Here is a 26256-nt window from a genome sequence, read left to right as displayed (position 1 = left end):
GCGGCGCGCGGACGGGCCAGGACTCTCGTTCAACTGAACGGTTGAGTTTCCGGGCGCGACGGGCGAAGAGGCAGGATGATCGACAAACTCGATGCCGTCTTCGCCGCGCTCGCCGATCCCACGCGGCGGGCGATCCTCGCCATGCTGCTCGAGGATGACATGGCGGTGACCGATGTGGCCGAACCCTTCGAGATGTCGCTGGCCGCCATCTCGAAGCACCTCGCGATCCTCAGCCGCGCCGGTCTCATCAGCCAGGAGCGGCGCGGACGGGTCAAATGGTGCAAGCTGGAGCCCGACGCGCTTCGCGACGCGAGCGTATGGATGCAGGGCTTCGGCCAGTTCGAGCCCGTCAACCTCGACGCCTTCGAGCGATTTCTCCGGCAGGAGCTGGGCGGCCGGGGGGCTTGCCCCGACCATCACGACTGACCCGCCACCCGGCGCGGCGCCTCCTCGTCCTTGAGAAGCAGCAGGAGCGCCGCCACGGTAAGCCCGAGCCCCGCCAGCACGAGCGGGCGGGGCGCGCCATTGCCCAGCGCAAGCTCCCACACGAGCACCCAGGACGGCGTGAGATAGGTGTAGGCCATGACCTTCGCCGAGGGCAGCCGGAGCGTGGCGTATTGCAGCAGGACGAAGGTCGCCGCCGACGCGAAGATCGCGAGGTAGAGGATCGTCACCCAGACGATCGCAGGCAGCGCCGCCCAGCCCGTGGCCCGTATCTCGGGCCAGCCCCACAGCCCCAGAACGACCGTGCCGGCCACCAGCACGCCCAGGGTGAACACGGTGGGGGATTCCCCGCGGTTCAGCCGCCGCAGCATCGGCGTGTAGGCCGCATGGGCGAAGCAGCCCCAGAAATAGATGATCTCGCCCCGCCCCACGTCGAAACCCAGGAAGGTCTGCCAGTCCGCGCGAAAGATCACCCACAGCGCCCCCGCCGCACCGATGGCGAGCGCAAGCGCCATGCGCGGCGTCGTCACCTGGCGCAGGATCACCCAGCCCAGCCCCGCCGCCATCAGTGGGGTCAGCGTGAAGACCGCCGCGGCACTGACCGGCGGCGCGGTCTTCAGCCCCTCGAACATGAGCACGAAATAGGTCGCGAAGAGCGCGCCCAGCACGAGATAGCGCCAGGGCGCGGCGAGCGCCCGTCGCTCCGCCCGGCCGCCCAGCCAGACGACCGCGCCCATGACGAGCGCGGCGAGCGCGAAGCGCACCGCGGTGATCGCGGCGGGCGCGATCTCGTTCGCGACGAGCCCCCCGAGCGAGAAGGAGCCCGCGACGAGTCCCGAGAAAAGCAGCATGGCGAAGTGTCCGCGCGCCGCCTCCGTCATGCGTCCTCGAGCCCCTTGGCATACGCCTTGAGCGCGCTGAGCAGCGCCTGGACCTTGCTGCTGCGATGCAGGTCCACATGGGTGACGAGCCAGAGCGGCGCGGTCCACGCCTCGCGCGGGGGCGCGACCTCGGTCAGCTCGGGATGCGCCGCCACCGTCCAGGGCGGCAGGAACCCGATGCCCGCCCCGGCGAGCACGGCGGCCTCCAGCGCCCGGGGGTCGGGGCTTCGGAAGGCGACCTGCCCGCGCGGGATCTCGGCCTGCAGCCAGCGATCGAACGGGGCGCGGGGCATCTCGCCGTCATGGCCGACGAACCGGTGCCCGTCGAGCGCCGAGAGGCTTGCGGGCACGCCGCGAGCGGCGACGTAGGCGGGCGCGGCGTAAAGCCCCATGCGCTGGCGCAGGAAGGGCTGGACGACGTTGTCGGGCTCCTCCGGGGCGGGGCCCGCGCGCACCGCGACATGCGCCTCGCCGTATTCCAGCCGGAAGATCCTCTCGCTGGTCAGATAGCGCAGGGTGACCGCCGGATAACGGTCCTGGAAGTCGCGCAGGACGGGCGCGAGGAGCGGCGACAACCCCACGATGGAGGTCAGCACGAGTTCGCCCGACACGTCCGCGCCGCGCCCCTTCATGCGCCCGAGAAGCTGGCCGAACTGCTCGTCCGTGGCCTGGGCCACGCGCAGCAGGTCCTCGCCCGCCTCGGTGGGCGTGTAGCCGCGGGCATGGCGCTGGAACAGCTTCACGCCTAGCCGCGCCTCCAGCGCGTCGACATGCCGGATGACCGTGGCGTGATGGACGCCCAGCGCCTCGGCCGCGCCGCTCACCGTGCCGCGTTGCGCGACGTGATAGGCGGTGCGGATCTCGTCCCAGCTCTCCATGACACTCCCCCGGCGACCGTGCGGCATCGCACACGGCGCCAACACTGGGCAGGTTGCGTTCGGCGGCGCAAGGGCAATGTCCGGGACCGGCTGCCTGACGGACAGGCCTGCATCGCCCCGCTGCGCCGCGGCGCTGCGACGACCGGCTTGACTCCGTGAGGGCCGCGGCCTAATCCCGGCCTGTCCCCGGAAGTGCGTCATCGCTTCCGGTCCCATGGGCCTGGGCCCGGGATCGCCCCCCGTCAGCGCGTTGCGCCCACGGGGGCGCTTGGCATTTGAGCCGCGCTTCCCATCTCGGAGGTGCATGTCCGTATCGCAGAAGGAGCCAGAGGGCCATGTTCGAAAATCTGTCCGAGCGTCTCTCCGGCGTCTTCGACCGGCTGACGAAGCAGGGCGCGCTGTCCGAGGAGGACGTGCGCACGGCGCTCCGCGAGGTGCGCGTGGCGCTGCTGGAGGCCGACGTCTCGCTGACCGTGGCGCGCGACTTCGTGAAGGCGGTGCAGGCGAAGGCCACGGGCCAGGCGGTGACGAAGTCGGTCACGCCGGGCCAGCAGGTCGTCAAGATCGTCCACGACGAGCTGGTGGACGTGCTGAAAGGCGACGCCGATCCCGGCGCGCTCAAGATCGACAGCCCGCCCGCACCGATCCTGATGGTGGGCCTTCAGGGCTCGGGCAAGACGACGACGACGGCGAAGCTCGCCAAGCGCCTGAAGGATCGCGACGGCAAGCGCGTCCTCATGGCCTCGCTCGACGTGAACCGCCCCGCGGCGATGGAGCAGCTTCAGATCCTCGGCCGGCAGGTCGGCGTGGACACCCTGCCCATCGTGAAGGGCGAGGACCCGGTCGCCATCGCGAAGCGCGCCAGGACCCAGGCCTCGCTCGGCGGCTACGACGTCTACATGCTCGACACGGCGGGCCGGCTCCACATCGACCAGGAGCTCATCCGCCAGGCCGCCGAGGTGCGCGACGTGGTCAGCCCGCGCGAGACGCTTTTGGTGGTGGACGGGCTGACCGGCCAGGTCGCCGTGGAGGTCGCGCAGGAGTTCGACGACAAGATCGGCGTCTCGGGCGTCGTTCTCACCCGGATGGACGGCGACGGGCGCGGCGGCGCGGCGCTCTCCATGCGCGCGGTCACCGGCAAGCCGATCCGCTTCGTGGGCACGGGCGAGAAGATGGACGCGCTCGAGACCTTCGAGCCCGAGCGCATCGCCGGCCGCATCCTCGGCATGGGCGACATCGTGGCCCTCGTCGAGAAGGCGCAGGAGACGCTGGAGGCCGAACAGGCCGAGCGCATGATGAAGCGCATGGCCAAGGGTCAGTTCAACATGAACGACCTCAAGACGCAGCTCGACCAGATGCTCAAGATGGGCGGCATGGAGGGGCTGATGGGCATGATGCCCGGCATGGGCAAGATGAAGGGCCAGATGGCCGAGGCGGGCATCGACGACAAGGTGCTCAGGCGCCAGATCGCGCTCATCGACTCCATGACGAAGAAGGAGCGCGCCAATCCGCAGATCCTCCAGGCCAGCCGCAAGAAGCGCATCGCCGCGGGCGCGGGGCTCGAGGTCGCGGAGCTCAACAAGCTGCTCAAGCAGCATCGCCAGATGGCCGACATGATGAAAAGGCTCGGCAAGAAGGGCGGACGCGGCATGCTGAAGAAGGCCATGGGCGGCATGCTCGGCAAGGGCGGCGCGCCCGAGGGCATGGAGGGCATGGACCAGAAGGCGCTCGAGCAGGCGGCCAAGCAGATGGGCGCGGGCCGGATGCCCGGCATGGGCGGCGGCGGCATGTCCCTGCCCCCGGGGCTCTCCGGCTTCGGCAAGAAGAAATGAACGGGCCCCGCACCGATATGGTCTCTGGCGGGACTGCGGGCCATGCGCCCTTCGCGCACGACCGAAAGGACGCGGCATGAGCCTCACCCCCGCCCCCGTGCTCGAGGCCGGGTGGCTGCGGCTGCGCGGCCCCGAGATGCGCGACTTCGACCCGCTTGCCGAGTTCTTCGCCGATCCGGAGCGCGCCTGGGGCTTCGGCGGCGCCGAGACGCGGCCCGACGCCTGGCGCTGGTTCGCCTCCAACATCGGGCACTGGCAAATCCACGGCTACGGCTACTTCACCATCGAGATGACGCGGGACGCGGCGCCCGCGGGGCTTTGCGGCATCTGGAACCCCGAGGGCTGGCCGGAGCCGGAACTGGGCTGGCTCGTATTCGCCCCCTTCGAGGGGCGCGGCATCGCCTGCGAGGCGGCGCTTCGCGCGCGCGAGTGGGCCTACGAGGACCTCGGTTTCACGACGCTCACCTCGAACATCCTGCCCGGCAACGCGCGCTCTGTCGCGCTGGCCGAGCGGCTGGGCGCGCGCTACGAGCGCACCTACCAGAACGTGACGATGGGCGAGGACATGCTCTATCGCCACCCCGGACCGCGGGAACTCGACTCCGACGGCGGCGCGGAGGCCTACGCATGACACGCGCCAGCATCCGGAGGGCCGCCTGATGCCCGCCTCCTCCATCCCCGTGATCGAGACGAAGCGGCTGATCCTGCGCGGCCCGGTGCCCGAGGATTACCCGAACTTCAAGTCCACCTTCACCTCCTACCGGGCGCGTTTCATGGGCGGCCCGCTCAACGAATACGAGGCCTGGATGCTCTACGCCGCCGAGATCGGCCACTGGCAGATCCGCGGCTTCGGCATGTGGATGATCCACGACCGAGAGAGCGACCGCAGCCTCGGCATGGCGGGGGGCTGGTTCCCGGCCAAATGGCCCGAGCGCGAGATCGCCTGGGTGATCTGGCCCGAGGTGGCCGGGCGCGGCATCGCGCTCGAGGCCACCGACGCGGTGCGGCGGCATCTCTACGACAGGATGGGATGGACCGGCGCGGTCAGCTATCTCGACCCGCGCAACACCCAGTCGATCCTGCTCGCCCAGCGCCTCGGCGCGAAGCGCGACCCCGAGGCACGATCGGTCGACGGGCACGACATCGTCTATCGTCACCCCGCCCCGGAGCGGCTGCGCGGCAGCCAGATCGAGGACGCGATCCAGCAGGAGATCGCGTCCTTCGAGGGGCCGATCTTTTCCTCCGCGAAAGAGGCCAGCGCATGACCGAGACCAGCGATCCCACCGCCCTCGCGGCCGACGTCCTGCGCGAGCACCGCGAGAGCATCGACCGGCTCGACGCCATTCTGGTCTACACGCTGGGCGAGCGGTTCAAGCACACCCAGGCGGTGGGCCGGCTCAAGGCGCGCCACGACCTGCCGCCCTCCGATCCGCAGCGCGAGGCGCAGCAGATCGCGCGGCTCGAGGATCTCGCCCGTCAGGCGGATCTCGACCCCGAATTTGCCAAGAAGTTCCTGGCCTTCATCATCCAGGAGGTCATCCAGCACCACGAAAGCCACCAGGCGCAGGGCGTCTGACGCCCCTGCCCGCAACCAGCCAGACGAAGGAGAACACACATGGCTATCAAGATCAGGCTCGCCCGCGGCGGCTCCAAGAAGCGGCCCTTCTACCGGATCGTCGCGGCGGATTCCCGCATGCCGCGCGACGGCCGCTTCATCGAGAAGCTGGGCACCTACAACCCGCTCATGCCCAAGGACAGCGAGGAGCGCGTGCGCATGAACGTCGAGCGTGTGCAGTACTGGCTCGGCGAGGGCGCGCAGGCCACCGACCGGGTGAGCCGCATGCTGGAGGCCGCGGGCCTCAGCGAAGCCCGCTCGCGCGCGAACCCCAAGAAGGGCACGCCGGGCAAGAAGGCGCAGGAACGCGCCGAGGAGCGCGCGGCGAAGGCCGCCGAGGCCGCGGAAGCGCCCGCCGAGGCGCAGGAGTAAGGCGGCCGGCCGATGAGCGGGCAGGTCTGTGTGGGCGCCATCGCGGGCGCCTATGGCGTGCAGGGCGAGGTGCGGCTGAAAAGCTTCACCGCGGAGCCGGAGGCCGTCGCGTCCTACGGCCCGCTCGTCACGGAGGACGGCGCGCGGCGCTTCGAGGTCACGCCGCTGGGGCGGGTCAAGAACGCGCTGCGCGTCCGGCTGTCCGGCGTGCGCACGAAGGAAGAGGCCGACGCGCTGCGCGGCACGCGCCTTTACGTTCCGCGCGCGCGGCTGCCGGATCTGCCCGAGGACGAGTTCTACCACGCCGACCTGATCGGCCTCGACGTGCTCGACACGGGCGGCGCGGCGCTGGGACGGGTGAAGGCCGTGCACGATCACGGCGCCGGCGCGCTGCTGGAGGTGATCGTCCCCGGCGCGCGCCAGACGGTGCTTCTGCCCTTCACCCGCGCGGCGGTGCCCACGGTGGACCTCGCGGCGGGACGGATCGTCGCCGACCCGCCCGAGGGGCTCTTCGAATGAGCGATGCCCCCGCCCGCTCCCACGGCCGCAAGTCGATCAGCGCCGCGGTGGGCCCGCGCGAACTCATGCCCGCGCAGGAGACGCTGGCGGGCGTTTGGTGCGCGCAGGTCATCACCCTCTTTCCCGAGGCGTTCCCGGGCGTGCTCGGGCTTTCGCTCACCGGGCGCGGCCTCAAGGAGGGGCTCTGGCAGCTTCGGACGGTCGACCTGCGCCGCCACGGCGAGGGGCGCCACCGCAACGTGGACGACACGCCGGCGGGCGGCGGCGCGGGCATGGTGCTGCGGGCCGACGTGCTGGGCCGCGCCATCGAGGAGGCGCGCGCCACCGCGCCGGCGGGCCGCCCGCTCATCGCGCCGAGCCCGCGCGGCACGCCCTTCACGCAGGCCCGCGCGCGCGCCCTCGCCGAGGGTCCGGGCGTCACGCTGATCTGCGGGCGTTTCGAGGGGATCGACCAGCGCGCGCTCGACCATTACGGGGTCGAGGAGGTCTCGATCGGGGATTTCGTCCTGACCGGCGGCGAGATCGCCGCGACGGCCTTGATCGACGCGACGGTCCGACTTATACCCCGCGTGCTCGGGAATCAGGCGTCCGTCGAGGAGGAATCCTTCTCGCACGGTCTTTTGGAGCACCCGCAGTACACACGGCCCACCGTCTGGCAGGGGCGCGAGATACCCGAAATTCTCCTTTCGGGGCACCACGCGCGGATCACCGAATGGCGGCAGGCCGAGGCCGAAAGGCTGACAAGGAAACGGCGCCCTGATCTCTGGCGGGCCTGGCGCGAGGCGCATCGCAGGAACCCGGAGGACGACCGAGAGCTCTGAGGGCCATCACCTTCGCGGAGCCACCGCGAGCGAGAATAGGAGTGGATCAGATGGATCTGATCGCGGAACTGGAGGCGGAACAGATCGCCTCGCTCGGGAAGAAGATTCCCGATTTCAAGGCCGGTGACACCGTGCGCGTCGGCTACAAGGTGACGGAAGGCACGCGCTCGCGTGTGCAGAACTTCGAGGGCGTGTGCATCAGCCGCAAGAACGGCCAGGGCATCGACGGCTCGTTCACGGTGCGAAAGATCTCCTTCGGCGAGGGCGTGGAACGCGTGTTCCCGCTCTACTCGACGAACATCGACAGCATCACTGTCGTGCGCCGCGGCAAGGTGCGCCGCGCCAAGCTCTACTACCTGCGTTCGCGCCGCGGCAAGTCGGCCCGGATCACGGAGCAGACCAACTACCGCGCGCCCAAGGGCGCCGGGGCCCAAGCCTGAGGAGCCGCGCCATGAAGAAGGACATTCATCCCGACTATCACTTCATCGACGTGAAGCTGGTGAACGGCGATATCGTCAAGATGCGCTCGACCTGGGGCGGCGAGGGCGAGACCCTGCCCCTCGACGTCGATCCCTCCGTGCACCCCGCCTGGACCGGCGGCGGCGGACGTCTGATGGATACCGGCGGTCGCGTGTCGAGGTTCAAGAAGAAGTACGAGGGCCTCGGCTTCTGAGCCGGCACCCCCTTACAGGTTTTTTCCAGGACGCGCCGCCCGACCTCCGGGCGGCGCGTTCCGTTTCGGGCGCTTTCCCTCGCATCGGGTGCGCCCTATAGACGGTGGGCGAAGCGTGGCCCGGACCGGCCGCGCGGCACGAGGGGAAGGGCATGGCGCACATCATCGTCGTCGGCAACGAGAAGGGCGGGGCCGGCAAATCCACCGTTTCGATGCATGTGGCGACGGGCCTTGCGCGGTGCGGCCAGCGCGTCGGCGCGCTCGACCTCGACCTGCGCCAGCAAAGCCTGGGGCGCTACCTGTCGAACCGTCAGCGCTACCTCGCCGCGGAGGGGCTGGCGCATCTTCCCAGCCCGCAGTTCCACGAATTGCCGACGATCGATCCCGACACGCTGCAACCCGACGAGAACTCGCAGGATCGCAGCCTGTCCACCGCCGTGGCGGCGCTCGAGGGCAGTTGCGACTTCCTCGTCATCGACTGTCCCGGCTCCCACACCCGGCTCAGCCAGCTCGCCCACTCGCTCGCCGATACGCTGATCACGCCGCTCAACGACAGCTTCGTGGACTTCGATCTGCTGGCGCGCACCGATCAAGACGGTCAGAAGGTTCTCGGGCCGTCGGTCTATTCCGAGATGGTCTGGTCGGCGCGGCAGCTGCGTGCGCAGGCCGGGCTGCCGGCGCTCGACTGGCTGGTGATCCGCAACCGGCTGGGCGCGCAGGCGATGGTCAACAAGGCCAAGATGCAGGCGGCGCTGGATGCCCTTGCGCGCCGGATCGGCTTCCGCACCGCGCCCGGCTTTCACGAGCGCGTGGTGTTCCGGGAACTTTTCCCGAGGGGCCTGACCCTTCTCGACCTGCCCGACATCGGCGTGACGCAGTTCAGCCTGTCCAACATCGCCGCCCGGCAGGAACTGCGCGATCTGCTGCGGGCGCTGAACCTTCCGGGCGTCGACGTGGATTTCTGAACACCGGCGACATGCGATCCGTGTGTAAATTTTTCTAGACATTTTGGCCTGTCAGATCATATTGAGGGGGATGGTCCGGCGCCTGCTGACGCAGTGCCCTGCGCTCCAAGCGGACCGCGCCATCGCGGAAAGCCGGACGGGCGATCCCCGTCGCAATTCGGAAGGGGCGGGCGATGCAAACCAGCGAGGAAGTGCCGGGCGATCTGCGCCGCGTCTGCTACCGCAGCCGTGCGACCCGCCCGCTCGATGCCGGCGAGATCGGCGCGCTCGTGCAAGGCGCGGCGCGGTTCAACGCGGGACACGGCATCACCGGCGCGCTGGTCTCCGCCGGTGTCGGCTACCAGCAATGGCTGGAGGGACCCGCGGGCGTCATCAACGCATTGATGGGGCGGCTTCAGGACGATCCGCGCCACGCCGACATGAACCTCATCGAGAACGCCGCCATCGAAAGGCGCGCCTTTGCCGGCTGGCACATGCAGCTCTTCCAGACCCCCGGGGATCTCGCGCTGTCGCCGCTTGCCGTCGTCCTCGGCGCTCCGCTGCCCGAAGCCGGCGCCGACTGGGCATCGGCGCTCGCGATGGTCACGAAGGGCCTCTCGCAGCGCGGGCCGGGCCCGGTCGTCTCGCCCGCCGAGGCCGAGTCCTTCGCGCAGGCGCTGATCGCCCCCGGAGAGGATGCGATCGTGGCGCAGCACCTCGCGCCCAGGCTGTCGACGGCGACGGGCCGCGCGGAGGGGTACGAGGCCGTGGCGCGCGCCCTCGGCGACGGCTGGATGGCCGACCGCTGGTCCATGGCGCAGGTCACCGTGGCGCTGGGGCGCTTCCAGTCATTGCTGTGGCAGGCGCCGCAAACCGCGGACCCTGTGCAGCCGGTCGGGCACGCCATCGTCGCGAACCAGCCCGGCAACCCGCATTTCCTGGGCGCGGTGATCAAGGCCGACATCCTGCGCGCCTCGGGCTGGTCGGTCAGCCTGCTGCTCGATGCCGAGCCGGCGGATATCGAGGCCGCGGCCCGCGCCAACAGGACCGCGCCGGTGCTTCTGTCCGGCAGTCGCCTGCTTTCGGGACTGGTCGAGGCGCGGATGACCGAACTCGGCCAGCACCTGCGCGCGGCCCTGCCCGGGACGCTCGTGCTCACCGGCGGGCGGGGCGGCCACGCGCTGTCGGCCACGGCGCAACGGCTCTGGGCACAGGTGGCGCGCGCGAAATCGCAAGGCGCGGATGCCTTCGGAAAGGTCGCGGGGTCCGCCGCCGGGGCGGCCATGGCGGCGCGTCACCGGGTTCACTGACGCAAGGTCAGCCCGGATCATCGCCCCCGGCCAGCGCGCGCAGCATCCGCCGCAGGGCGGCCGCGTCCTCGGGATCGAAGCGCGCGGCGAGCGCGGCGTCGTAGTCGCGCGCGACCTCGCGCAGGTCGCGGTAGGCCGCCTGCCCCGCCGGCGTGAGTTCCAGCACCTCGCGGCGGCGGTCCGCGGGATCGGCGCAACGGGTCAGGAAGCGCCGCGCCTCGAGCCGTGCGACCGCGCGGCTGATCTTGGTCTTGTGCATCCGGGCGCGCGCGCCGATCCCGCCCGCCGTCATCCGGCCGTAGATCCCCAGGTGGAAGAGCACCCGCCACTCGGTGCGCAGCATCCCGTAGCGCGCCTTGTAATGTCGCTGGAAGGCGAGGCTCGCCTCCTCGGCCGCCTGGTTGAGAAGATAGGGCAGGAATTCCTGCAGATCGAATCCGTCTTTTCCGTCCATCGCGTCCTCCCGACTCTTGTTAGTTACAAATTCAACCGTTAACACCGCAACCGAATTCGGGAGGGAGGAGCCTGAACCATGAATCGTCGCACCGATCCCGTCGGCCTTACGCAGGCCACCACGCCCACAGGCACGCAGCAGGGCTACATGCCCGGCTTCGGCAACGACTTCGAGACCGAGGCACTGCCGGGCGCGCTGCCGCAGGGCATGAACTCGCCGCAGAAATGCAACTACGGCCTTTACGGCGAGCAGCTTTCGGGGACGGCCTTCACCGCCAACCCGCCGGAACGGACCTGGACCTACCGCATCCGGCCCTCGGTCAAGCATTCCTCGCGCTACACGAAGCTGGAGCTGCCCTACTGGAAGTCGGCGCCGAACGTGGACCCGGACGTGATCTCGCTCGGCCAGTATCGCTGGGATCCGGTGCCGCATGGCGACGAGGCGCTCACCTGGCTCACCGGCATGCGCACGATGACGACGGCGGGCGACGTGAACACCCAGGTCGGCATGGCGAGCCACATCTACCTCGTCACGGAGTCGATGAAGGACGCGTATTTCTTCTCCGCCGACAGCGAACTTCTCGTCGTCCCGCAGGAAGGCCGGCTGCGCTTCGCCACCGAGCTCGGCATCATCGATGTGGAGCCCAAGGAAATCGCCATCCTGCCGCGCGGCCTCGTCTACCGGGTCGAGGTGCTCGACGGCCCGTGCCGCGGCTTCGTGTGCGAGAATTACGGGCAGAAGTTCGAGCTCCCGGGCCGGGGCCCGATCGGCGCCAACTGCATGGCCAACCCGCGCGACTTCAAGGCGCCGGTCGCCGCCTTCGAGGATCGGGAGACGCCCTCCACCCTCACCGTCAAGTGGTGCGGCCAGTTCCACGTCACCGAGATCGCGCAAAGCCCGCTCGACGTGGTGGCCTGGCACGGCAACTACGCGCCCTACAAGTACGACCTGCGCAGTTACTGCCCGGTCGGCGCGATCCTCTTCGACCACCCGGACCCGTCGATCTTCACCGTGCTGACCGCGCCCTCGGGGGTGCCTGGCACGGCAAACATCGACTTCGTGCTCTTCCGCGAGCGGTGGATGGTGGCCGAGGACACGTTCCGCCCGCCCTGGTATCACAAGAACATCATGTCTGAGCTGATGGGCAACATCTACGGCCAGTACGACGCCAAGCCGCAGGGCTTCGTGCCGGGCGGCATGAGCCTGCACAACATGATGCTGCCCCACGGGCCGGACAAAAGCGCCTTCGAAGGCGCTTCCAACGCCGAGCTGGGGCCGGAGAAGCTCGACAACACGATGTCCTTCATGTTCGAGACGCGGTTCCCGCAGCACCTCACCGCCTTCGCGGCGAAGGAGGCGCCGTTGCAGGACGACTACATCGACTGCTGGGACAGCCTCGAGAAGAAGTTCGACGGAACGCCGGGCGTGAAGTGACGCGCAAGAGACCCCCAGGTCTCTTGCGCCAAGGCTTTTCGAAAAGCCTTGGCGCCCGGCCGCCCCCGCCACGGAAAGGAGCCCCATGTCGCTGATGCCGAGCTGGGTGGAAAGCGCGAACGCGCCCGATCACCCCTTCCCGCTCAACAACCTGCCCTGCGGCGTCTTCTCCACCGAGACGCTGGATCCCCGCTGCGGGGTGGCCATCGGCGACATGATCCTCGATCTCGCCCGCGCCGAGGCGGAGGGCCTTGTAGAGGTCGGGGCGGGGCCGCTCTTCGACGTGCCGTTCTGGAACGAGCTCTTCGAGGAAGGCCCCGAGGTCTGGGCCGCCCTGCGCGCGCGCCTGACCGCGCTCCTCGCGCGCGGCGCGCCAGAGCGGGACAGGGTGGAGCCGCTGCTCGTGCCGCAGGCCGGGGCAGAGATGCACATGCCCTTCCTCGTGGCCGAGTACACCGATTTCTACGCCGGCCGGCATCACGCGACCAATGTCGGCACCATGTTCCGCGGCGCCGAGAACGCGCTGCCGCCCAACTGGCTGCACATCCCGATCGGCTACAATGGCCGCGCCTCCTCGGTGGTGGTCTCGGGCACGCCGGTCCGGCGGCCCTGGGGCCAGCTCAAGGGGCCGGAGGATACCGCGCCCCGCTTCGCGCCCTCGCGCCGCTTCGACCTCGAACTCGAGATGGGCGCGGTGGTGGGCCAGGCGTCGGAGGGGCCGGTCACGGTCGCCGAGGCCGACGAGATGATCTTCGGCTACGTGCTGCTGAACGACTGGTCGGCGCGCGACATCCAGGCCTGGGAATACCAGCCGCTCGGCCCTTTCCAGGCCAAGGCCACGGCCACGACCATCGGACCCTGGATCGTCACCAGGGCGGCGCTGGAGCCCTTCCGAGTGCCCGCGCCGGAGCGCGAGGTGCCGCTTCTGCCGCATCTCGCCGATGCCGGCCCCATGCTCTACGACATCGAGCTCTCCGTCACGCTGGCGCCCGAGGGCGAGGCCGCGACGGAAATCGCGCGGACGAACTACCGCGAGATGTACTATTCCTCGGCCCAGCAGCTCGCCCACCACACGACCAGCGGCTGCCCGATGACGCCTGGCGATTTGCTGGGGTCGGGCACGGTCTCGGGGCCGGAAAAGCACCAGCGCGGCTCGCTGCTCGAGCTCTCCTGGGGCGGCAAGGAACCCGTGACGCTGGACACCGGCGAGGCGCGCAGCTTCCTGGAGGACGGGGACACCGTCACGCTTCATGCCGCGGCGCGCGGGGACGGCTACACCATCGGCTTCGGGCCCTGCGCGGGGCAGCTGCTGCCGGCGCTCGAAGATCCCTACAAACGCTGAGAAGAGGGCAGGACATGGCAAAGGCATTCGCGTCGCAGGGCGACATGACCGAAAAGGAGGTCAGCTTCACCGAGATCGGCGAGGGGCTCTGGGCCTTCACCGCCGAGGGCGACCCGAACTCGGGCGTCATCATCGGCGACGACAGCGTGATGATCGTCGAGGCGCAGGCCACGCCGCGCCTCGCCAACAAGGTCATCGAGAAGGTGCGCGAGGTGACCGACAAGCCGATCACCCATCTCGCGCTCACCCACTACCACGCGGTGCGCGTTCTCGGCGCCTCGGCCTATGGCGCCGATCAGATCGTGATGTCCGAGATGGCGCGCGGCATGGTCGCCGAACGCGGCCAGGAGGATTGGGAGAGCGAGTTCGAGCGCTTTCCGCGCCTCTTCCAGGGCCACGAGTCGATCCCCGGCCTCACCTGGCCGACCACCACCTTCAACGACCGGATGACCGTCTATCTCGGCAACCGGCGAGTGGACCTGATGCACCTCGGCCGCGCGCACACGGCAGGCGACATCGTGATCCACGTCCCCGACCAGAACGTGATGTTCACGGGCGACATCGTCGAATACCACTCCGCCTGCTACTGCGGCGACGGGCATTTCGCCGAGTGGGGCGAGACGCTCGACGCGATCCGCTGGTTCGACGTGGACGCCATCGCCCCCGGGCGCGGCGATGCGCTGGTGGGCCGCGAGATGGTCAACGCCGCCATCGAGAGCACGCGCGACTTCCTGGAAAGCACCTACCGCCCCGCCGCCCGCGTCGCGGCCCGCGGCGGCACGCTCAAGGACGCGTGGGACGCCGTGCGCGCCGAATGCGACCCGAAGTTCTCGGACTTCGCGATCTACGAGCATTGCCTGCCCTTCAACGTGGCCCGCGCCCATGACGAGGCGCGCGGCATCGAGACGCCGCGAATCTGGACCGCCGCGCGCGACAAGGAGATGTGGGAGGCGTTGCAGGGATGAGCCGCTTCGGCCCCACCCGCGGCGAGCTGTGGTTCCGCCTCGCCTTCTCCCTCTTCGGGCTCGGCGCGATCGCCGCGGCCCTGCTGCTGCGCGGGCCGAGCCCCGCCTGGATCGAGATCGTCGGCGTGGGCGGGGCCTTTTTCGGCGGCACCGCGCTCTGGACGATCTGGAAGCTCACAGGGAAGACCCGGACATGAACAAGATCTTCGAGACGCCGCTTTACCCCTACACCCGCGCGCCGGACCAGGACGCGCCCGCGCCGGTGCGCCATCCGGTGATCGTGGTCGGCGCGGGCCCGGTGGGCCTTGCCACCGCCATCGACCTCGCCGGACGCGGCGTTCCGGTCGTGGTGGTCGACGAGAACGACAAGGTGAGCTTCGGCTCCCGCGCGATCTGTTTCGCCAAGCGCCCGCTCGAGATCCTCGACCGCCTCGGCTGCGGCGAGCCGATGGTGGAGAAGGGCGTGCGGTGGAACCTCGGCAAGGTCTTCTTCGGCGAGCGCAAGGTCTACGACTTCAACCTGCTGCCCGAGGAGGGCCACCGGCGCCCGGCCTTCGTGAACCTTCAGCAATACCATTTCGAACGCATCCTCGTGGACCGCGTGCGCGAGATGCAGGCCGCGGGCGCGCCGATCGAGCTGCGGGGCGGCACGCGGGTCGCCTCCGTCGCGGAGGCGGGCGATCACGTGGCCGTCGCGCTCGACACGCCCGAGGGCCCCTACGAGGTCGAGGCGGAATGGCTCGTGGCCTGCGACGGCGCGGGCTCTCCCATCCGCTCCATGATGGGGCTCGACTTCGTGGGACGGGTGTTCGAGGACAACTTCCTCATCGCCGACGTGGTGATGGACGCCGAGTTCCCCACCGAACGCTGGTTCTGGTTCGACCCGCCCTTCAACCCTGGCCAGTCGGCGCTCCTGCACAAGCAGCCCGACGGGGTCTGGCGGATCGACCTGCAACTGGGCTGGGACATCGACAAGGAGGAAGAGAAGAAGCCCGAGAACGTCATCCCGCGGCTGAAGGCCATGCTCGGGGACGACGTGTCCTTCGAGCTCGAATGGGTCTCGATCTACACCTTCCAGTGCCGCCGGATGGAACGGTTCCGCCACGGCCGGGTGATCTTCGCCGGCGATTCGGCCCACCAGGTCAGCCCGTTCGGCGCGCGGGGCGCGAACTCGGGCGTTCAGGACGCCGACAACCTCGCCTGGAAGCTCGAACTCGTGATCGAGGGCAAGGCGCCCGAAGGGCTGCTCGATAGCTACGACGCCGAGCGTATCCACGGCGCGGACGAGAACATCCTGAACTCGAGCCGCTCCACCGATTTCATCACGCCGAAATCCGAGACGAGCCGGCTTTTCCGCGACGCGGTGCTCGATCTGTCAGAGCACTACGCCTTCGCCCGGCCGCTGGTGAACTCGGGGCGGCTCTCCGTGCCCTGCACCTATGACGGGTCCCCGCTCAACACGCCCGACGCGCTGCCGGAGGGCCCCGTGCGCACGCGCCCCGGCAGCCCCTGCCCCGACGCGCCCGTCGGCAACGGCTTCCTGCTCGACCGTCTCACCGGGGGCTTCGCGCTGCTTTGCATCGACGCAGACGCACCCAAGCGGCTGGAAGAGGACGGCGTCGCTGCCCCGTGTATCGCGCTTTCCGCCGCCGACGATCCCTCGGGCGCGCTCGCGGCGCGCTATCTCGGCGACGCGGCCTCGGCCGTCTATCTCGTCCGGCCGGACCAGCACGTCGCCGCGCGCTGGCCCGCCTTCGACGAGAGCGCCGCACGCGCCGCGCTCCGCCGCGCCATGGCACGGGACATGCGCCAATGACCCTGACGCTTGCGCCCAACATCGCGGGGCCGGACGATTTCTACGCCGAGCTTCTCGCCGCCCATGAAGGGCTGACGAAGGCGGAAAGCGACGCGCTCAACGCGCGCCTCATCCTCCTTCTCGCCAACCACATCGGCGATCGCGCGGTGCTGTCGCAGGCGCTCGACGCCGCCCGCGCGCCCGGGCGGGACGCCGCGGGGTGAGCGAGGCCGTCCTTTACGATTTCTGGCGCAGCTCGGCGAGCTACCGTCTGCGCATAGCGCTCGCCCTCGCCGGGATCGACACCCGCCCGGTGCCGGTCGATCTGCCGACGCTCCGGCACAAGACGTCCGAGCATGTTGCGCGCAACCCGCAGGGCCTCGTCCCCGTGCTGGAGATCGACGGAGACCGCTTCACCCAGTCGCTGGCGATCCTCGACTACCTCGACGAGACGCGCGGGCTGGGTCTCCTGCCGGCCGAGCCCGCCGAGCGCGCCCATGTCCGCGCCCTCGCCCACTCGATCGCCGTGGACGTCCACCCGGTCTGCAACGTCTCTGTCGCGGCCTATGCGGTCGAGCTTTCGGGTCGGGAGGAGGCGCGCGAGATGTGGATGCGCCGTTTCATCGCGCCGGGGCTCGCTGCCTTCGAGGCGCTGCTCGCGCGGTGGGAGCAGGCGCCCTACTGCACGGGCGCGGCCGTCTCGCTGGCCGACATCTGCCTCATGCCGCAGCTCTACAACGCCGACCGCTGGGGCGCGGACTATTCGGACTGCCCGCGCATCCTGAAGGTGAAGGCCGCGCTGGACGCACACCCGGCCTTCGCCGCGGCCCATCCCGACCGGCACGCGCCCGGTTGACCCGCCGCCCTTGACACCGGGGGGCCCGCGCGGGACGACGGCGCGACGCGGAGGGAGGCGGCATGGACTGGAGCGAATTTCCCAAACACGGCCGCGCGGTGGCCGACTGGGCGGCAGAGTATCACGCAACGCTGCGCGACCGGCCGGTGCGCGCGCCATTGACCCCGGGCGCGACGCTCGCGCGCCTGCCCGACGCCCCACCCGAGGCGGCGGAGCCCGTCGAGGACATCCTCCGCGACTTCCACGAGATCGTGATGCCGGGGCTGACCCATTGGCAGCACCCGCGCTTCTTCGCCTATTTCCCGGCGAACGCGGCGCCCGCCTCGGTGCTGGCCGAATACCTCGTGGCCACCGTCGCGCCGCAATGCATGCTCTGGCAGACCTCGCCCGCCGCCACCGAGATGGAGACGCGGATGATGGGCTGGCTCGCGCAGGCGGTGGGCCTGCCCGACGCGTTCCACGGCGTGATCCAGGACAGCGCGAGCTCGGCGACGCTGGCGGCGGTGCTGACCATGCGCGAGCGCGCGCTGGACTGGGCGGGCAATACCGAGGGCCTTTCGGGCGCGCCGCGGCTGCGGATCTACTGCTCGGGCGAGGTGCACTCCTCCATCGACCGGGCGATCTGGATCGCGGGCATCGGGTCGGCGAACCTGGTGCGCCTGCCGGTAACGGGGCCGCGCCGCGCCATGGACACGGCCGCGCTGGCCCGCGCCATCGCCGACGACCGTGCCGCGGGGCATCTTCCGGCCGGGATCGTCGCCTGCACGGGCGCCACGGGCATGGGCGCGTCCGACGACCTCGCCGCCGTGGCCGAGGTCGCGCGGGCCGAGGGGCTTTACCTTCACGTGGACGCGGCCTGGGCCGGCGCGGCGATGATCTGCCCGGAGTTCCGCGAGCTCTGGGCCGGCGTCGAGCAGGCGGATTCGGTGGTCTTCAACCCGCACAAGTGGCTCGGCGCGCAGTTCGACTGCTCGGCGCACTTCCTGCGCGACCCGGCCGCGCTCACCCGCACGCTCGCGATCCGGCCGGAATACCTCAGGACCCAGGGCGCGGACGGCGTGGTGGATTACTCTGAATGGTCGATCCCGCTCGGGCGGCGCTTCCGGGCGCTCAAGCTCTGGTTCCTGTTGCGCGCCGAGGGGCTCGAAGGGCTGCGCGCCATGATCCGCGATCATGTCGCGTGGAGCCGGGGGCTGGCAGAGCGGTTGCGAGAGACGCCGGGCTTCGAGATCGTGACGGAGCCGGTGCTTTCGCTCTTCACCTTCCGCCATGCGCCGCCGGGCGCGGACGCCGATGCCGCGACCGAGCGGCTGCTCGCAACGATCAACGACGAGGGGCGCATCTACCTCACCCGCACGGTGATCGACGGGCGGCCCGTCATCCGGTTCCAGGCGGGCTCCGTCTTCACGACCGCGGCGGACATGGACGCCGCCTACGACGCCATCACCGCCACCGCGGAACGCCTGCGACAGGAGGACTGAGCCGATGCCCGCCCCCGAGAACAGCTTCAAGCGCGCCCTCGCCCAGGGCCGCCCCCGGTTCGGCTGCTGGCTCGGGCTCTGCAGCCCCTACGCCGCCGAGATCGCCGCGCGCGCGGGCTTCGACTGGCTGCTCATCGACGGCGAGCACGCGCCGAACGACCTGCCCACCATCGCCGCGCAGCTCCAGGTGATCGACCCGCTGCCGCCGCAAGCCGTGGTCCGCCTGCCCATGGGCGAGGACTGGGCGATCAAGCAGGCGCTCGACGCGGGCGCGCAGACCCTGCTGATCCCGCTGGTGGAATCGGCCGCACAGGCAGAGCGTCTGGTGCGCGCCACCCGCTACCCGCCGGACGGCCATCGCGGCATGGGCGCCGCCCTTGCCCGCGCCTCGCGCTTCTCGGAGATCGCGGATTACGCGACCACCGCCAACGCCGAGATCTGCCTGCTCGTGCAGGTGGAGACGCGGGCGGGCCTCGCCGCGCTCGACGACATCCTCGCCGTCGATGGCGTGGACGGGGTGTTCATCGGGCCCGCGGACCTCTCGGCGGACATGGGATATCCGGGCGACCCGCAGGCGCCGGAGGTGCGGGCGGCGATCCGCGACGCGCTGGGCCGCATCGCGGCGGCCGGGAAGGCGCCCGGGATCCTGTCGGTCGACGACGACGAGATCACCGCCCATCTCGAGGCCGGGGCGCGCTTCGTCGCCGTCGGGATCGACGTCACGCTGCTGGCGGGCGCGCTCCGCGACCGCGCCCGCCGCTGGTCCTCGGGCTGAGCGCGCCCGCGCTCAGGCCCGGCCCTTCCACGGCACCAGCCAGCGCTCCATCCGGCGCATGGCCATGTCGATGCCGAAGCCGATGATCCCGATCAGGATGATCCCCATGATCACGATGTCGGTAAGCTGGAAGCGCGAGGCGACCATGATCATCATGCCCGCGCCCTGCTCGGCGGCCACGAGTTCGGCGGCGACCACCGTGCCCCAGCACACCCCCATGGCCACCCGCGCGCCGGTGAAGATCTCCGGCAGCGAGTTCGGGATGATGACGTGGCGCAGGATCTGCCAGCGCGAGGCGCCCAGCGAATAGGCCGCGTGCACCTTCGAGATCGCCACGCCCGACACGCCCGAGCGCGCCGAGATCGCCATGATCCATAGCGCCGCCAGAAAGAGCAGGATGATCTTTCCGACCTCGCCGATCCCCGCCCATATGATCACCAGCGGAATGAGGGCGAGCGGCGGCACGGGGCGCATGAACTCCACGATCGGGTCGAACCAGCCGCGGAACCAGTCCGAGAGGCCCATGGCGTAACCCAGCGGGATGCCCACCGCCGCGCCGAAGAGAAACCCCACGATCACGCGGAAGAGCGACCAGCCCAGATGCTCCCAGAGGGTGCTGTCGCGGTAGCCGTCGCTCGCGACCTCGCCGATCCGGGCCACGACGGCCTCGGGCGGGGGCAGCCAGATCGGCTCCATCTGCCAGCCCTTCGCCGGCTCGAAGTTGAGCGTGCCCTTGGGCGTCATGCCGACCCGCCCGTCGGCGATGCGCACGGATCCCCCGGGGGCGATCGGCTGGCCGTCGACCTCGACGACCTCGGCGCCCGCGTCCCGGCCCAGCTCGTCGTTGCGGTCCACCCGTATGAGCGTGCTGCGCCAGGCGCCGACGGTGGCGCTGTCGTTCTTGGCCCAGCCCTCGCCCGGGTCCACCTCGGGGGCTTCCGCGTCCTGCTGCACCGGATGCACGAGGACCGTGACCGTCGCCGTGTCGCGCTGCCCGTCGGGCGTGGCGACGGTGTAGTCGAACCGGGTCTCGCCCAGGAACGGGCCCGGCGCGTGCAGGAAGCCCGGCACCCAGGCCGAGCCCGTGAACGCGCCCCAGAGCAGGAAGATCGTGGCCACCGAGATGACACTCGCGATGCGGTTCGGCGTGACGGCGCTTTCGTCGCCGAAGGTCACCGTCTTGCGGGCGGTAAGGCCGGTGCGCGTCTGGTGGACGACCAGCTTCACGAGGAAGAAGGAGGCGGTGAAGATCGCCGCATAGATGAGGAAGATGATCATTGCGCGGCCTCCGTGCGGCCCATGATCTCTTCCTCCATGTCCCAGATCATCGAAAGGATCTCTTCCCGCTTGGGGCCGTAATCGGGATGGCGCTTGACCTCGCGGAGGTCCGCGCCGACACCGAGATCGGCGAAGGGCAGCCGGTATTCGGTGTGGATGCGCCCCGGCCGCGGCGCCATCACGAGAAGCCGTTCGCCGAGCAGCAGCGCCTCTTCCACTGAATGGGTGATGAGGATGATGGTCTTGCCCGTCTCCTTCCAGAGCCTGAGCACCAGGCTCTGCATCTTCTCGCGCGTGAGCGCGTCGAGCGCGCCCAGAGGCTCGTCCATCAGGATCACGTCTGGGTCGTTGGCCAGGCACCGGGCGAGCGCCACGCGCTGCTGCATCCCGCCCGAAAGCTCGTAGATCGCCTTGTCGTGGAAATCGGCGAGCCCCGTGACGTCGAGAAGGTGATCGACGGTGCCGGCCCAGTCGCGTTCGCGCCGGCCGGCCATGCGGGGGCCGAAACTCACGTTCTGGCGCACGCTCATCCATTCGAAGAGCGCGCCCTGCTGGAACACCATTCCGCGCTCGGCGTCGGGGCCGGTGACCTCGTGGCCGTTCATCACCACCTTGCCCGAGGTCGGCGCGAGAAACCCCGCCACGATGTTGAGCAGCGTGGTCTTGCCGCAGCCCGAGGGGCCCAGAACGCTCAGCAACTCGCCCTCGGCGAGGTGAAGCGTGACATCCTGCAGCGCCTGGACCGAGCTGCCATTGGGCAGGTCGAAGCGCATCGAAAGCCGCTCGATGTCGAGCCCGCTCATGCGTCGTCTCTCATGGTCTTCCCTGTCTCCCTGCGCCGCAATCGCCCTCCTGCGAGGGTCTTCTGTCGCCTCGAGCACCCTGCGTGTCCGGGCCCGCTCCCAAGGGCCCCGGGCCTGCCGCAGCAGGCCCGGGACGTCCTTTCCCGTTTCCTCCGGCGCCGCCGGAGGGCCGGGTCACATGCCGCCGGCGGCGCTTTCCAGCGGGGCGGCGTTCACGGCGTTCGCGTAGCTGTCGAGCGCGGCGTCGATGCTGCCGGCCTCGACGAAGACGTTCGCCACGCCTTTCATGAACTCCTGCGCACCGCCGGCGAGCCACTTGGCGGTCAGCTGCTCGTCCACCGGCGGGAAGACGAAGGTGGCGATGGTCTCGCGCGTGGCCTCCAGATCCATGCCCGCGTCCTTGGCGATCACCGGAAGCATCTCCTCGGTGTTCTCGCCCGAGTTCCACATCGCGTTGGCCTCGGCCGTGACCGCGAGGAACTGCGCCACGATGTCGGAATTCTCCGCCACCCAGTTCGCCGGGCCCGAGGTCACGTCGAAGACCAGAATGCCCAGATCCTCCTTCTCGGCGCCCGTGAGCAGCACGTTGCCGTGCTCCTTCATGCGGCGCAGCGCCCCGCCCCAGCCGCAGGCCATGTCCACCGCGCCCTGCGCGATGGCCGCGGCGCCGTCGGGCGGCGCCATGTCGACGACATCCATCGTGGAGATGTCCACGCCGAAATGGTTCATCTGCTCGAGAAAGCCGTAATGCGCCGCCGTGCCCAGCGGCACCGCGACCTTCTTGCCCTCGAGTTCGTCCGCCGAGTCCTTGTCGATCTCGAGTTCCGCGCGCACGACGCAATTGTCGTTGTCGGAGTAGCTGACCGCCACGTCGAGGATCTGAAGGTCCTGCCCGGCCGAGGTCGCCACCACGAAGGGCGGCACGCCCTGGCTCACGGAAAGCTGCACGTCCCCCGAGGCCATCGCCGCCGACATCGCGGTTCCCGTGTCGAAACTGACCCAGTTGATGTCGATGCCCATGGCGTCCTCGTACATCCCCGTGGCCTTCGCGTACTGGAAAGGCATCGGCCATTCGAGGAAATAGGCCACCGTGATCTCCTGCGCCGCGGCCTGCGCGCCGGTGAGCATCGCCGCACCGGCAACCGCCCCCATCAGCTTTCGTCTTGTCATCATCTTCCGTCATCCCTTGCTGGCAGCCGCGATTCGCGGCGGTTCGGCGCGGCGCAATTCTGAGGCGGCACCGTCGCCCGGAGCGGCGCCGACGGCGCGCCCGTGCCCGAATCCGATCCGAAAAGGCGATTCCGATCAATGGATTTTCCGAAATCCCGGACCGCGCCGCGCGGCCGGACCATGCCGCCGCCACGCGATCTGCAGGAATTTTGCAAGACTTTCCGCCGCCTTGAATGACGCCCGTGGGCCGGGCGCGCATCCTCTCCGCGAAAGGGTGGACTTACCGGGCCGGATCAACTGGCCCTAACAAGCGGCGAAAAAAGTGGCTGATCATCCAAGCTCAGGCTAGCGTTGCCGCAGACAATTCCCGCGCGCCGGCGCCGCCCCGCCGCCCGCCCGCGCAATTCCAAGGACGCATCATCATGGACGGCACCCCCAGAGAGAACGATTTCAGCGGCATCGTCGAGGCCGATCGCGCCCATGTCTGGCATCATCTGGTGCAGCACAAGCCCTTCGAGACGGGCGCGCCCCGCGTGATCGTGGAGGGGCGCGGCATGTCGGTCTGGGACCAGCACGGCAAGGAACACCTCGACGCCGTCTCGGGCGGGGTCTGGACGGTGAATGTGGGCTACGGGCGCGAACGGATCGCCGACGCCGTGCGCGACCAGCTGGTGAAGCTGAACTACTTCGCGGGTGCCGCCGGCACGATCCCCGGCGCGCGCTTCGCCGAGCGGGTCATCGACAAGATGCCGGGCCTGTCGCGCGTCTATTACTGCAACTCCGGATCGGAGGCCAACGAGAAGGCCTTCAAGATGGTCCGGCAGATCGCCCACAAGCGCTACGGCGGCCGCAAGCACAAGATCCTCTACCGCGACCGGGACTATCACGGCACGACGATCGGCTGCCTGTCGGCCGGCGGGCAGGACGAGCGCAACGCGCAATACGGCCCATTCACGCCCGGTTTCGTGCGGGTGCCGCATTGCCTCGAGTACCGCAAGCACGAGCAGGACGGCGCGCCGGAGGAAAATTACGGCCTCTGGGCCGCCGACCAGATCGAGAAGGTGATCCTGGAGGAAGGCCCCGACACGGTAGGCGCGCTCTGCCTGGAGCCGGTGACGGCGGGCGGCGGCGTGATCCCGCCCCCCTCGGGTTACTGGGAGCGGGTGCAGGAGATCTGCCGGAAATACGACATCCTGCTGCACATCGACGAGGTCGTCTGCGGCGTCGGCCGCACCGGCACCTGGTTCGGCTACCAGCAATTCGGCGTCGAGCCCGACATGGTCACGATGGCCAAAGGCGTGGCCTCGGGCTACGCCGCGATCGCCTGCCTCGTGACGACCGAAGAGGTCTTCGACATGTTCAAGGCCGATCCCGACGATCCGCTCGACTATTTCCGCGACATCTCCACCTTCGGCGGCTGCACGGCGGGGCCGGCCGCGGCGCTCGAGAACATGGCCATCATCGAGGAGGAGGGCCTTCTGGAAAACACGACGGCGATGGGCGCGCGGCTGATGGAGCGGCTGCACGAGCTCCAGGAGAAGCACGCCGTCGTGGGCGACGTGCGGGGCGCGGGACTTTTCTGCGGGGCGGAGCTGGTGGCCGACCGCGCCACGAAAGAGCCCGTGGACGAGAAGCTGGCCCAGAAGGTGGTGGGCGACTGCAACGCGCAGGGCGTCATCATCGGCGTGACCAACCGCTCGGTGCCGGGAAAGAACAACACGCTCTGCTTCTCGCCCGCGCTGATCGCCACGGCGGACGACATCGACCGCATCGCCGCCTCCGTGGACGAGGCGCTGGGCCGCGTCTTCGGGTGACCCGGCGGCCGGGCGCGGGCGCCCGGGGCCCGGCCCGATGCGGCGCGCGGCATGGCGGCCCGGGGCGATCGGCGCTCGGGCGCAATGTCCGGCCCGGCCCATAAGTCCAGTTTGCACGGCGCGACCGGGCCAGATACGCTTCCGGCCATGGGCATCTCCGCGGTGAGCTTCACGCTCGATCCCGACGGCACGGGCACGTTGCAGGCGCGCATCCAGCAGATGATCGCGCAGGCGATCCTCTCCGGTCGGCTGAGGCGCGGCGACAGGCTGCCCTCGACGCGCCGGATGGCAACGCATCTGGGCGTCAGCCGGATCACCGTGACGCTGGCCTACAACGAGCTTCTGGCGAACGACTACCTGACGTCGAAGGATCGCTCGGGCTACTTCGTGTCGGCGAACGCGCCCGAGCCGCCCGCCTTCCCGGCCGCGCGCCCCCCGCGTGAGGACGCCGTGGACTGGACGCGCGCGCTCGGTCAGCGGTTCTCGGGCGGTGCCGCGCCGCGCAAGCGGCCCGACTGGGCGCGCTTCCGCTTCCCGTTCATCTACGGTCAGGCCGACCCGTCGCTCTTCGATCACGCCAACTGGCGGCTTTGCGCGATGAAGGCGCTTGGCGCGAAGGACTTTCCCGCCCTCGCGCATGATCTCTACGACCAGGACGACCCGCCGCTGCTGGAATTCCTCGCGCGCCACACGCTGCCCCGCCGCGGGATCGAGGCGCGCCCGGAGGAGATCCTGATCACGCTCGGGGCACAGAACGCGCTCTGGCTGACCGCGCAGGTGCTGCTGACCCAGCGCCGCAGGGCCGCGATCGAGACGCCCTGCTACCACGCGCTGCGCGACATCCTCACCCAGTCGCGGTGTCACATCTCGCCCGTGCCGGTCGATGCCGACGGGCTGCCGCCCGACGCGGTGCCCGAGGGCACGCATGTGATCTTCACCACGCCGAGCCACCAGTGCCCGACCTCGGCCACCATGCCGCTCGAGCGCCGCCAGGCGCTTCTCGAGCGCGCGCGCGCGCTCGATGCGCTCATCGTGGAGGACGATTACGAGTTCGAGATGGCGTTTCTCCAGACGCCGCTGCCCGCGCTCAAGTCGCTCGATACGGACGGGCGGGTGATCTACGTCGGCAGCTTCTCGAAACCGCTCTTTCCCGGCCTGCGCCTCGGCTACCTGGTCGGCCCCCAGCCCTTCATCCGCGAGGCGCGCGCGCTGCGCGCCTCCGTCCTGCGCCACCCGCCCGGCCTCGTGCAGCGCAGCACGGCCTATTTCCTGGGCCTCGGGCATTACGACGCGATGATCCGGCGCATGGGCCGCGTGCTCGCCCAGCGCCGCGCGGTGATGGAAGAGGCGATCGCCGAGCACGGGCTCGAGATCGCGGGACGGGGGGCCTTCGGCGGCTCGTCCTTCTGGATGCGGGCGCCGCGCGGCACCGACACCGCCGCCCTCGCCCGCAGGCTCGAGCGCGAGGAGGTGCTGATCGAGCCGGGCGCGCCCTTTTTCGCCACCCCGCAGGCGCCGGGCGAGTTCTACCGCCTCGCCTGGTCCTCGATCCCGGCAGAACGCATCCCCGAAGGCGTCGCCCGCCTGGCCCGGGCGCTGGGCTGATCTGGCCATATCCGGCGAACGCCGCTGGCCCTATTGGCCGCCCCCCTGCAACCGTAACTTCGCTCAGGCGGCGCATGGCCGGACCGGACCGGCGTCGGTGCCGCGCGCAAGGAGAGACCCCCATGAAGATGACCACCGAGGAAGCCTTCGTCAAAGTTCTGCAGCGTCACGGGATCGCGCATGCGTTCGGGATCA

General features: G+C 70.0%; 29 protein-coding genes. 23 read left to right on the top strand and 6 right to left on the bottom strand.

The features are described 5' to 3' along the window. Positions 1-75: 75 nt before the first annotated feature. Positions 76-426, top strand: coding sequence for an ArsR/SmtB family transcription factor (locus AB6A69_RS03060; RefSeq protein ID WP_371059645.1), 351 nt, complete (start codon positions 76-78; stop codon positions 424-426). On the opposite strand, the gene AB6A69_RS03055 is transcribed toward AB6A69_RS03060, so the two are convergent. Then, complete coding sequence (locus tag AB6A69_RS03055) at positions 417-1325, bottom strand: DMT family transporter (RefSeq protein ID WP_371059644.1); 909 nt, start codon at positions 1323-1325, stop codon at positions 417-419. The genes AB6A69_RS03060 and AB6A69_RS03055 overlap by 10 nt on opposite strands. Beyond that, complete coding sequence (locus AB6A69_RS03050; RefSeq protein ID WP_371037210.1) at positions 1322-2203, bottom strand: LysR family transcriptional regulator; 882 nt, start codon at positions 2201-2203, stop codon at positions 1322-1324. Before AB6A69_RS03050 ends, AB6A69_RS03055 begins: the two co-directional genes overlap by 4 nt. A 335-nt stretch (positions 2204-2538) precedes the next feature. Between AB6A69_RS03050 and ffh the strand changes: the two genes are divergently transcribed. From ffh to AB6A69_RS02995, 11 genes are all read left to right on the top strand, one after another. Then, positions 2539-4035, top strand: a complete 1497-nt coding sequence (ffh, locus tag AB6A69_RS03045; RefSeq protein WP_371059643.1) for a signal recognition particle protein — start codon at positions 2539-2541, stop codon at positions 4033-4035. A 76-nt stretch (positions 4036-4111) separates the two neighbouring features. Continuing rightward, positions 4112-4666 (top strand): GNAT family N-acetyltransferase, encoded by a 555-nt coding sequence (locus AB6A69_RS03040; RefSeq protein ID WP_371059642.1) that lies wholly within the window; start codon positions 4112-4114, stop codon positions 4664-4666. Positions 4667-4694: 28 nt separating this feature from the next. Then, complete coding sequence (locus AB6A69_RS03035; RefSeq protein ID WP_371059640.1) at positions 4695-5300, top strand: GNAT family N-acetyltransferase; 606 nt, start codon at positions 4695-4697, stop codon at positions 5298-5300. Beyond that, positions 5297-5611, top strand: a complete 315-nt coding sequence (locus AB6A69_RS03030; protein ID WP_371037215.1) for a chorismate mutase — start codon at positions 5297-5299, stop codon at positions 5609-5611. The genes AB6A69_RS03035 and AB6A69_RS03030 overlap by 4 nt, the downstream gene beginning before the upstream one ends. A gap of 39 nt (positions 5612-5650) precedes the next feature. After that, positions 5651-6022 carry a 30S ribosomal protein S16 gene (gene rpsP / locus AB6A69_RS03025; protein WP_371037216.1) on the top strand — a complete coding sequence of 124 codons (372 nt, stop codon included), beginning with the start codon at positions 5651-5653 and terminating at the stop codon, positions 6020-6022. A 12-nt stretch (positions 6023-6034) separates the two neighbouring features. Beyond that, positions 6035-6541: a ribosome maturation factor RimM gene (rimM, locus tag AB6A69_RS03020; protein WP_371056345.1), complete on the top strand. Its 507-nt coding sequence runs from the start codon at positions 6035-6037 to the stop codon at positions 6539-6541. Continuing rightward, positions 6538-7362: a tRNA (guanosine(37)-N1)-methyltransferase TrmD gene (gene trmD, locus AB6A69_RS03015; protein ID WP_371059639.1), complete on the top strand. Its 825-nt coding sequence runs from the start codon at positions 6538-6540 to the stop codon at positions 7360-7362. The genes rimM and trmD overlap by 4 nt, the downstream gene beginning before the upstream one ends. A gap of 50 nt (positions 7363-7412) precedes the next feature. Then, positions 7413-7802, top strand: coding sequence for a 50S ribosomal protein L19 (gene rplS / locus AB6A69_RS03010; RefSeq protein ID WP_371037219.1), 390 nt, complete (start codon positions 7413-7415; stop codon positions 7800-7802). A gap of 11 nt (positions 7803-7813) precedes the next feature. Continuing rightward, the gene (rpmE, locus tag AB6A69_RS03005) at positions 7814-8035 is read left to right on the top strand and encodes a 50S ribosomal protein L31 (protein WP_371037220.1); all 222 of its coding nucleotides are present in this window, start codon (positions 7814-7816) and stop codon (positions 8033-8035) included. 152 nt (positions 8036-8187) lie between these two features. Next, positions 8188-9000: a division plane positioning ATPase MipZ gene (locus AB6A69_RS03000; protein WP_371059638.1), complete on the top strand. Its 813-nt coding sequence runs from the start codon at positions 8188-8190 to the stop codon at positions 8998-9000. 173 nt (positions 9001-9173) lie between these two features. Next, a complete protein-coding gene (locus AB6A69_RS02995; RefSeq protein WP_371059637.1) occupies positions 9174-10289 on the top strand; it encodes a BLUF domain-containing protein in 1116 nt (371 codons plus the stop codon). A gap of 7 nt (positions 10290-10296) precedes the next feature. Here the strand turns inward: AB6A69_RS02995 and AB6A69_RS02990 are convergent, their stop codons facing one another. Then, positions 10297-10743, bottom strand: coding sequence for a MarR family winged helix-turn-helix transcriptional regulator (locus AB6A69_RS02990; RefSeq protein WP_371037223.1), 447 nt, complete (start codon positions 10741-10743; stop codon positions 10297-10299). A gap of 78 nt (positions 10744-10821) precedes the next feature. Between AB6A69_RS02990 and hmgA the strand changes: the two genes are divergently transcribed. From hmgA to AB6A69_RS02945, 9 genes are all read left to right on the top strand, one after another. Then, complete coding sequence (gene hmgA, locus AB6A69_RS02985) at positions 10822-12177, top strand: homogentisate 1,2-dioxygenase (protein ID WP_371056348.1); 1356 nt, start codon at positions 10822-10824, stop codon at positions 12175-12177. Between the two features lie 85 nt (positions 12178-12262). Beyond that, the gene (fahA, locus tag AB6A69_RS02980; RefSeq protein ID WP_371059636.1) at positions 12263-13519 is read left to right on the top strand and encodes a fumarylacetoacetase; all 1257 of its coding nucleotides are present in this window, start codon (positions 12263-12265) and stop codon (positions 13517-13519) included. Positions 13520-13533: 14 nt separating this feature from the next. After that, positions 13534-14484: an MBL fold metallo-hydrolase gene (locus tag AB6A69_RS02975; RefSeq protein ID WP_371037248.1), complete on the top strand. Its 951-nt coding sequence runs from the start codon at positions 13534-13536 to the stop codon at positions 14482-14484. After that, entirely contained in the window at positions 14481-14681 is a 201-nt protein-coding gene (locus AB6A69_RS02970; protein ID WP_371059635.1) for a hypothetical protein, read from the top strand. The genes AB6A69_RS02975 and AB6A69_RS02970 overlap by 4 nt, the downstream gene beginning before the upstream one ends. Continuing rightward, on the top strand, positions 14678-16300 hold the full coding sequence (locus AB6A69_RS02965; protein WP_371059634.1) for an FAD-dependent oxidoreductase: 1623 nt from the start codon (positions 14678-14680) through the stop codon (positions 16298-16300). The genes AB6A69_RS02970 and AB6A69_RS02965 overlap by 4 nt, the downstream gene beginning before the upstream one ends. Continuing rightward, complete coding sequence (locus tag AB6A69_RS02960) at positions 16297-16503, top strand: DUF2783 domain-containing protein (protein ID WP_371037227.1); 207 nt, start codon at positions 16297-16299, stop codon at positions 16501-16503. Before AB6A69_RS02965 ends, AB6A69_RS02960 begins: the two co-directional genes overlap by 4 nt. Continuing rightward, positions 16500-17135, top strand: coding sequence for a maleylacetoacetate isomerase (maiA, locus tag AB6A69_RS02955; protein ID WP_371059633.1), 636 nt, complete (start codon positions 16500-16502; stop codon positions 17133-17135). The genes AB6A69_RS02960 and maiA overlap by 4 nt, the downstream gene beginning before the upstream one ends. Positions 17136-17197: 62 nt before the next feature. Continuing rightward, complete coding sequence (locus AB6A69_RS02950) at positions 17198-18616, top strand: aspartate aminotransferase family protein (protein ID WP_371059632.1); 1419 nt, start codon at positions 17198-17200, stop codon at positions 18614-18616. 4 nt (positions 18617-18620) lie between these two features. Next, entirely contained in the window at positions 18621-19391 is a 771-nt protein-coding gene (locus AB6A69_RS02945; protein WP_371059630.1) for an aldolase/citrate lyase family protein, read from the top strand. A gap of 12 nt (positions 19392-19403) precedes the next feature. On the opposite strand, the gene AB6A69_RS02940 is transcribed toward AB6A69_RS02945, so the two are convergent. From AB6A69_RS02940 to AB6A69_RS02930, 3 genes are all read right to left on the bottom strand, one after another. Further along, positions 19404-20669 carry an ABC transporter permease gene (locus AB6A69_RS02940; protein ID WP_371056355.1) on the bottom strand — a complete coding sequence of 422 codons (1266 nt, stop codon included), beginning with the start codon at positions 20667-20669 and terminating at the stop codon, positions 19404-19406. Continuing rightward, entirely contained in the window at positions 20666-21472 is an 807-nt protein-coding gene (locus AB6A69_RS02935) for an ATP-binding cassette domain-containing protein (RefSeq protein WP_371059628.1), read from the bottom strand. The genes AB6A69_RS02940 and AB6A69_RS02935 overlap by 4 nt, the downstream gene beginning before the upstream one ends. A gap of 174 nt (positions 21473-21646) precedes the next feature. Beyond that, positions 21647-22645 carry an ABC transporter substrate-binding protein gene (locus AB6A69_RS02930; RefSeq protein WP_371059627.1) on the bottom strand — a complete coding sequence of 333 codons (999 nt, stop codon included), beginning with the start codon at positions 22643-22645 and terminating at the stop codon, positions 21647-21649. 419 nt (positions 22646-23064) lie between these two features. Between AB6A69_RS02930 and AB6A69_RS02925 the strand changes: the two genes are divergently transcribed. Together AB6A69_RS02925 and AB6A69_RS02920 are read left to right on the top strand one after the other, a co-directional pair. After that, on the top strand, positions 23065-24456 hold the full coding sequence (locus tag AB6A69_RS02925; RefSeq protein ID WP_371059626.1) for an aspartate aminotransferase family protein: 1392 nt from the start codon (positions 23065-23067) through the stop codon (positions 24454-24456). A 147-nt stretch (positions 24457-24603) separates the two neighbouring features. Further along, complete coding sequence (locus AB6A69_RS02920; RefSeq protein WP_371059624.1) at positions 24604-26061, top strand: PLP-dependent aminotransferase family protein; 1458 nt, start codon at positions 24604-24606, stop codon at positions 26059-26061. Positions 26062-26256 lie beyond the last annotated feature (195 nt).

The sequence above is a fragment of the Rhodosalinus sp. 5P4 genome (assembly GCF_041365695.1).
Classification (GTDB): Bacteria; Pseudomonadota; Alphaproteobacteria; order Rhodobacterales; family Rhodobacteraceae; genus Rhodosalinus.
This window is presented reverse-complemented; position numbering and strand designations above follow the sequence as displayed.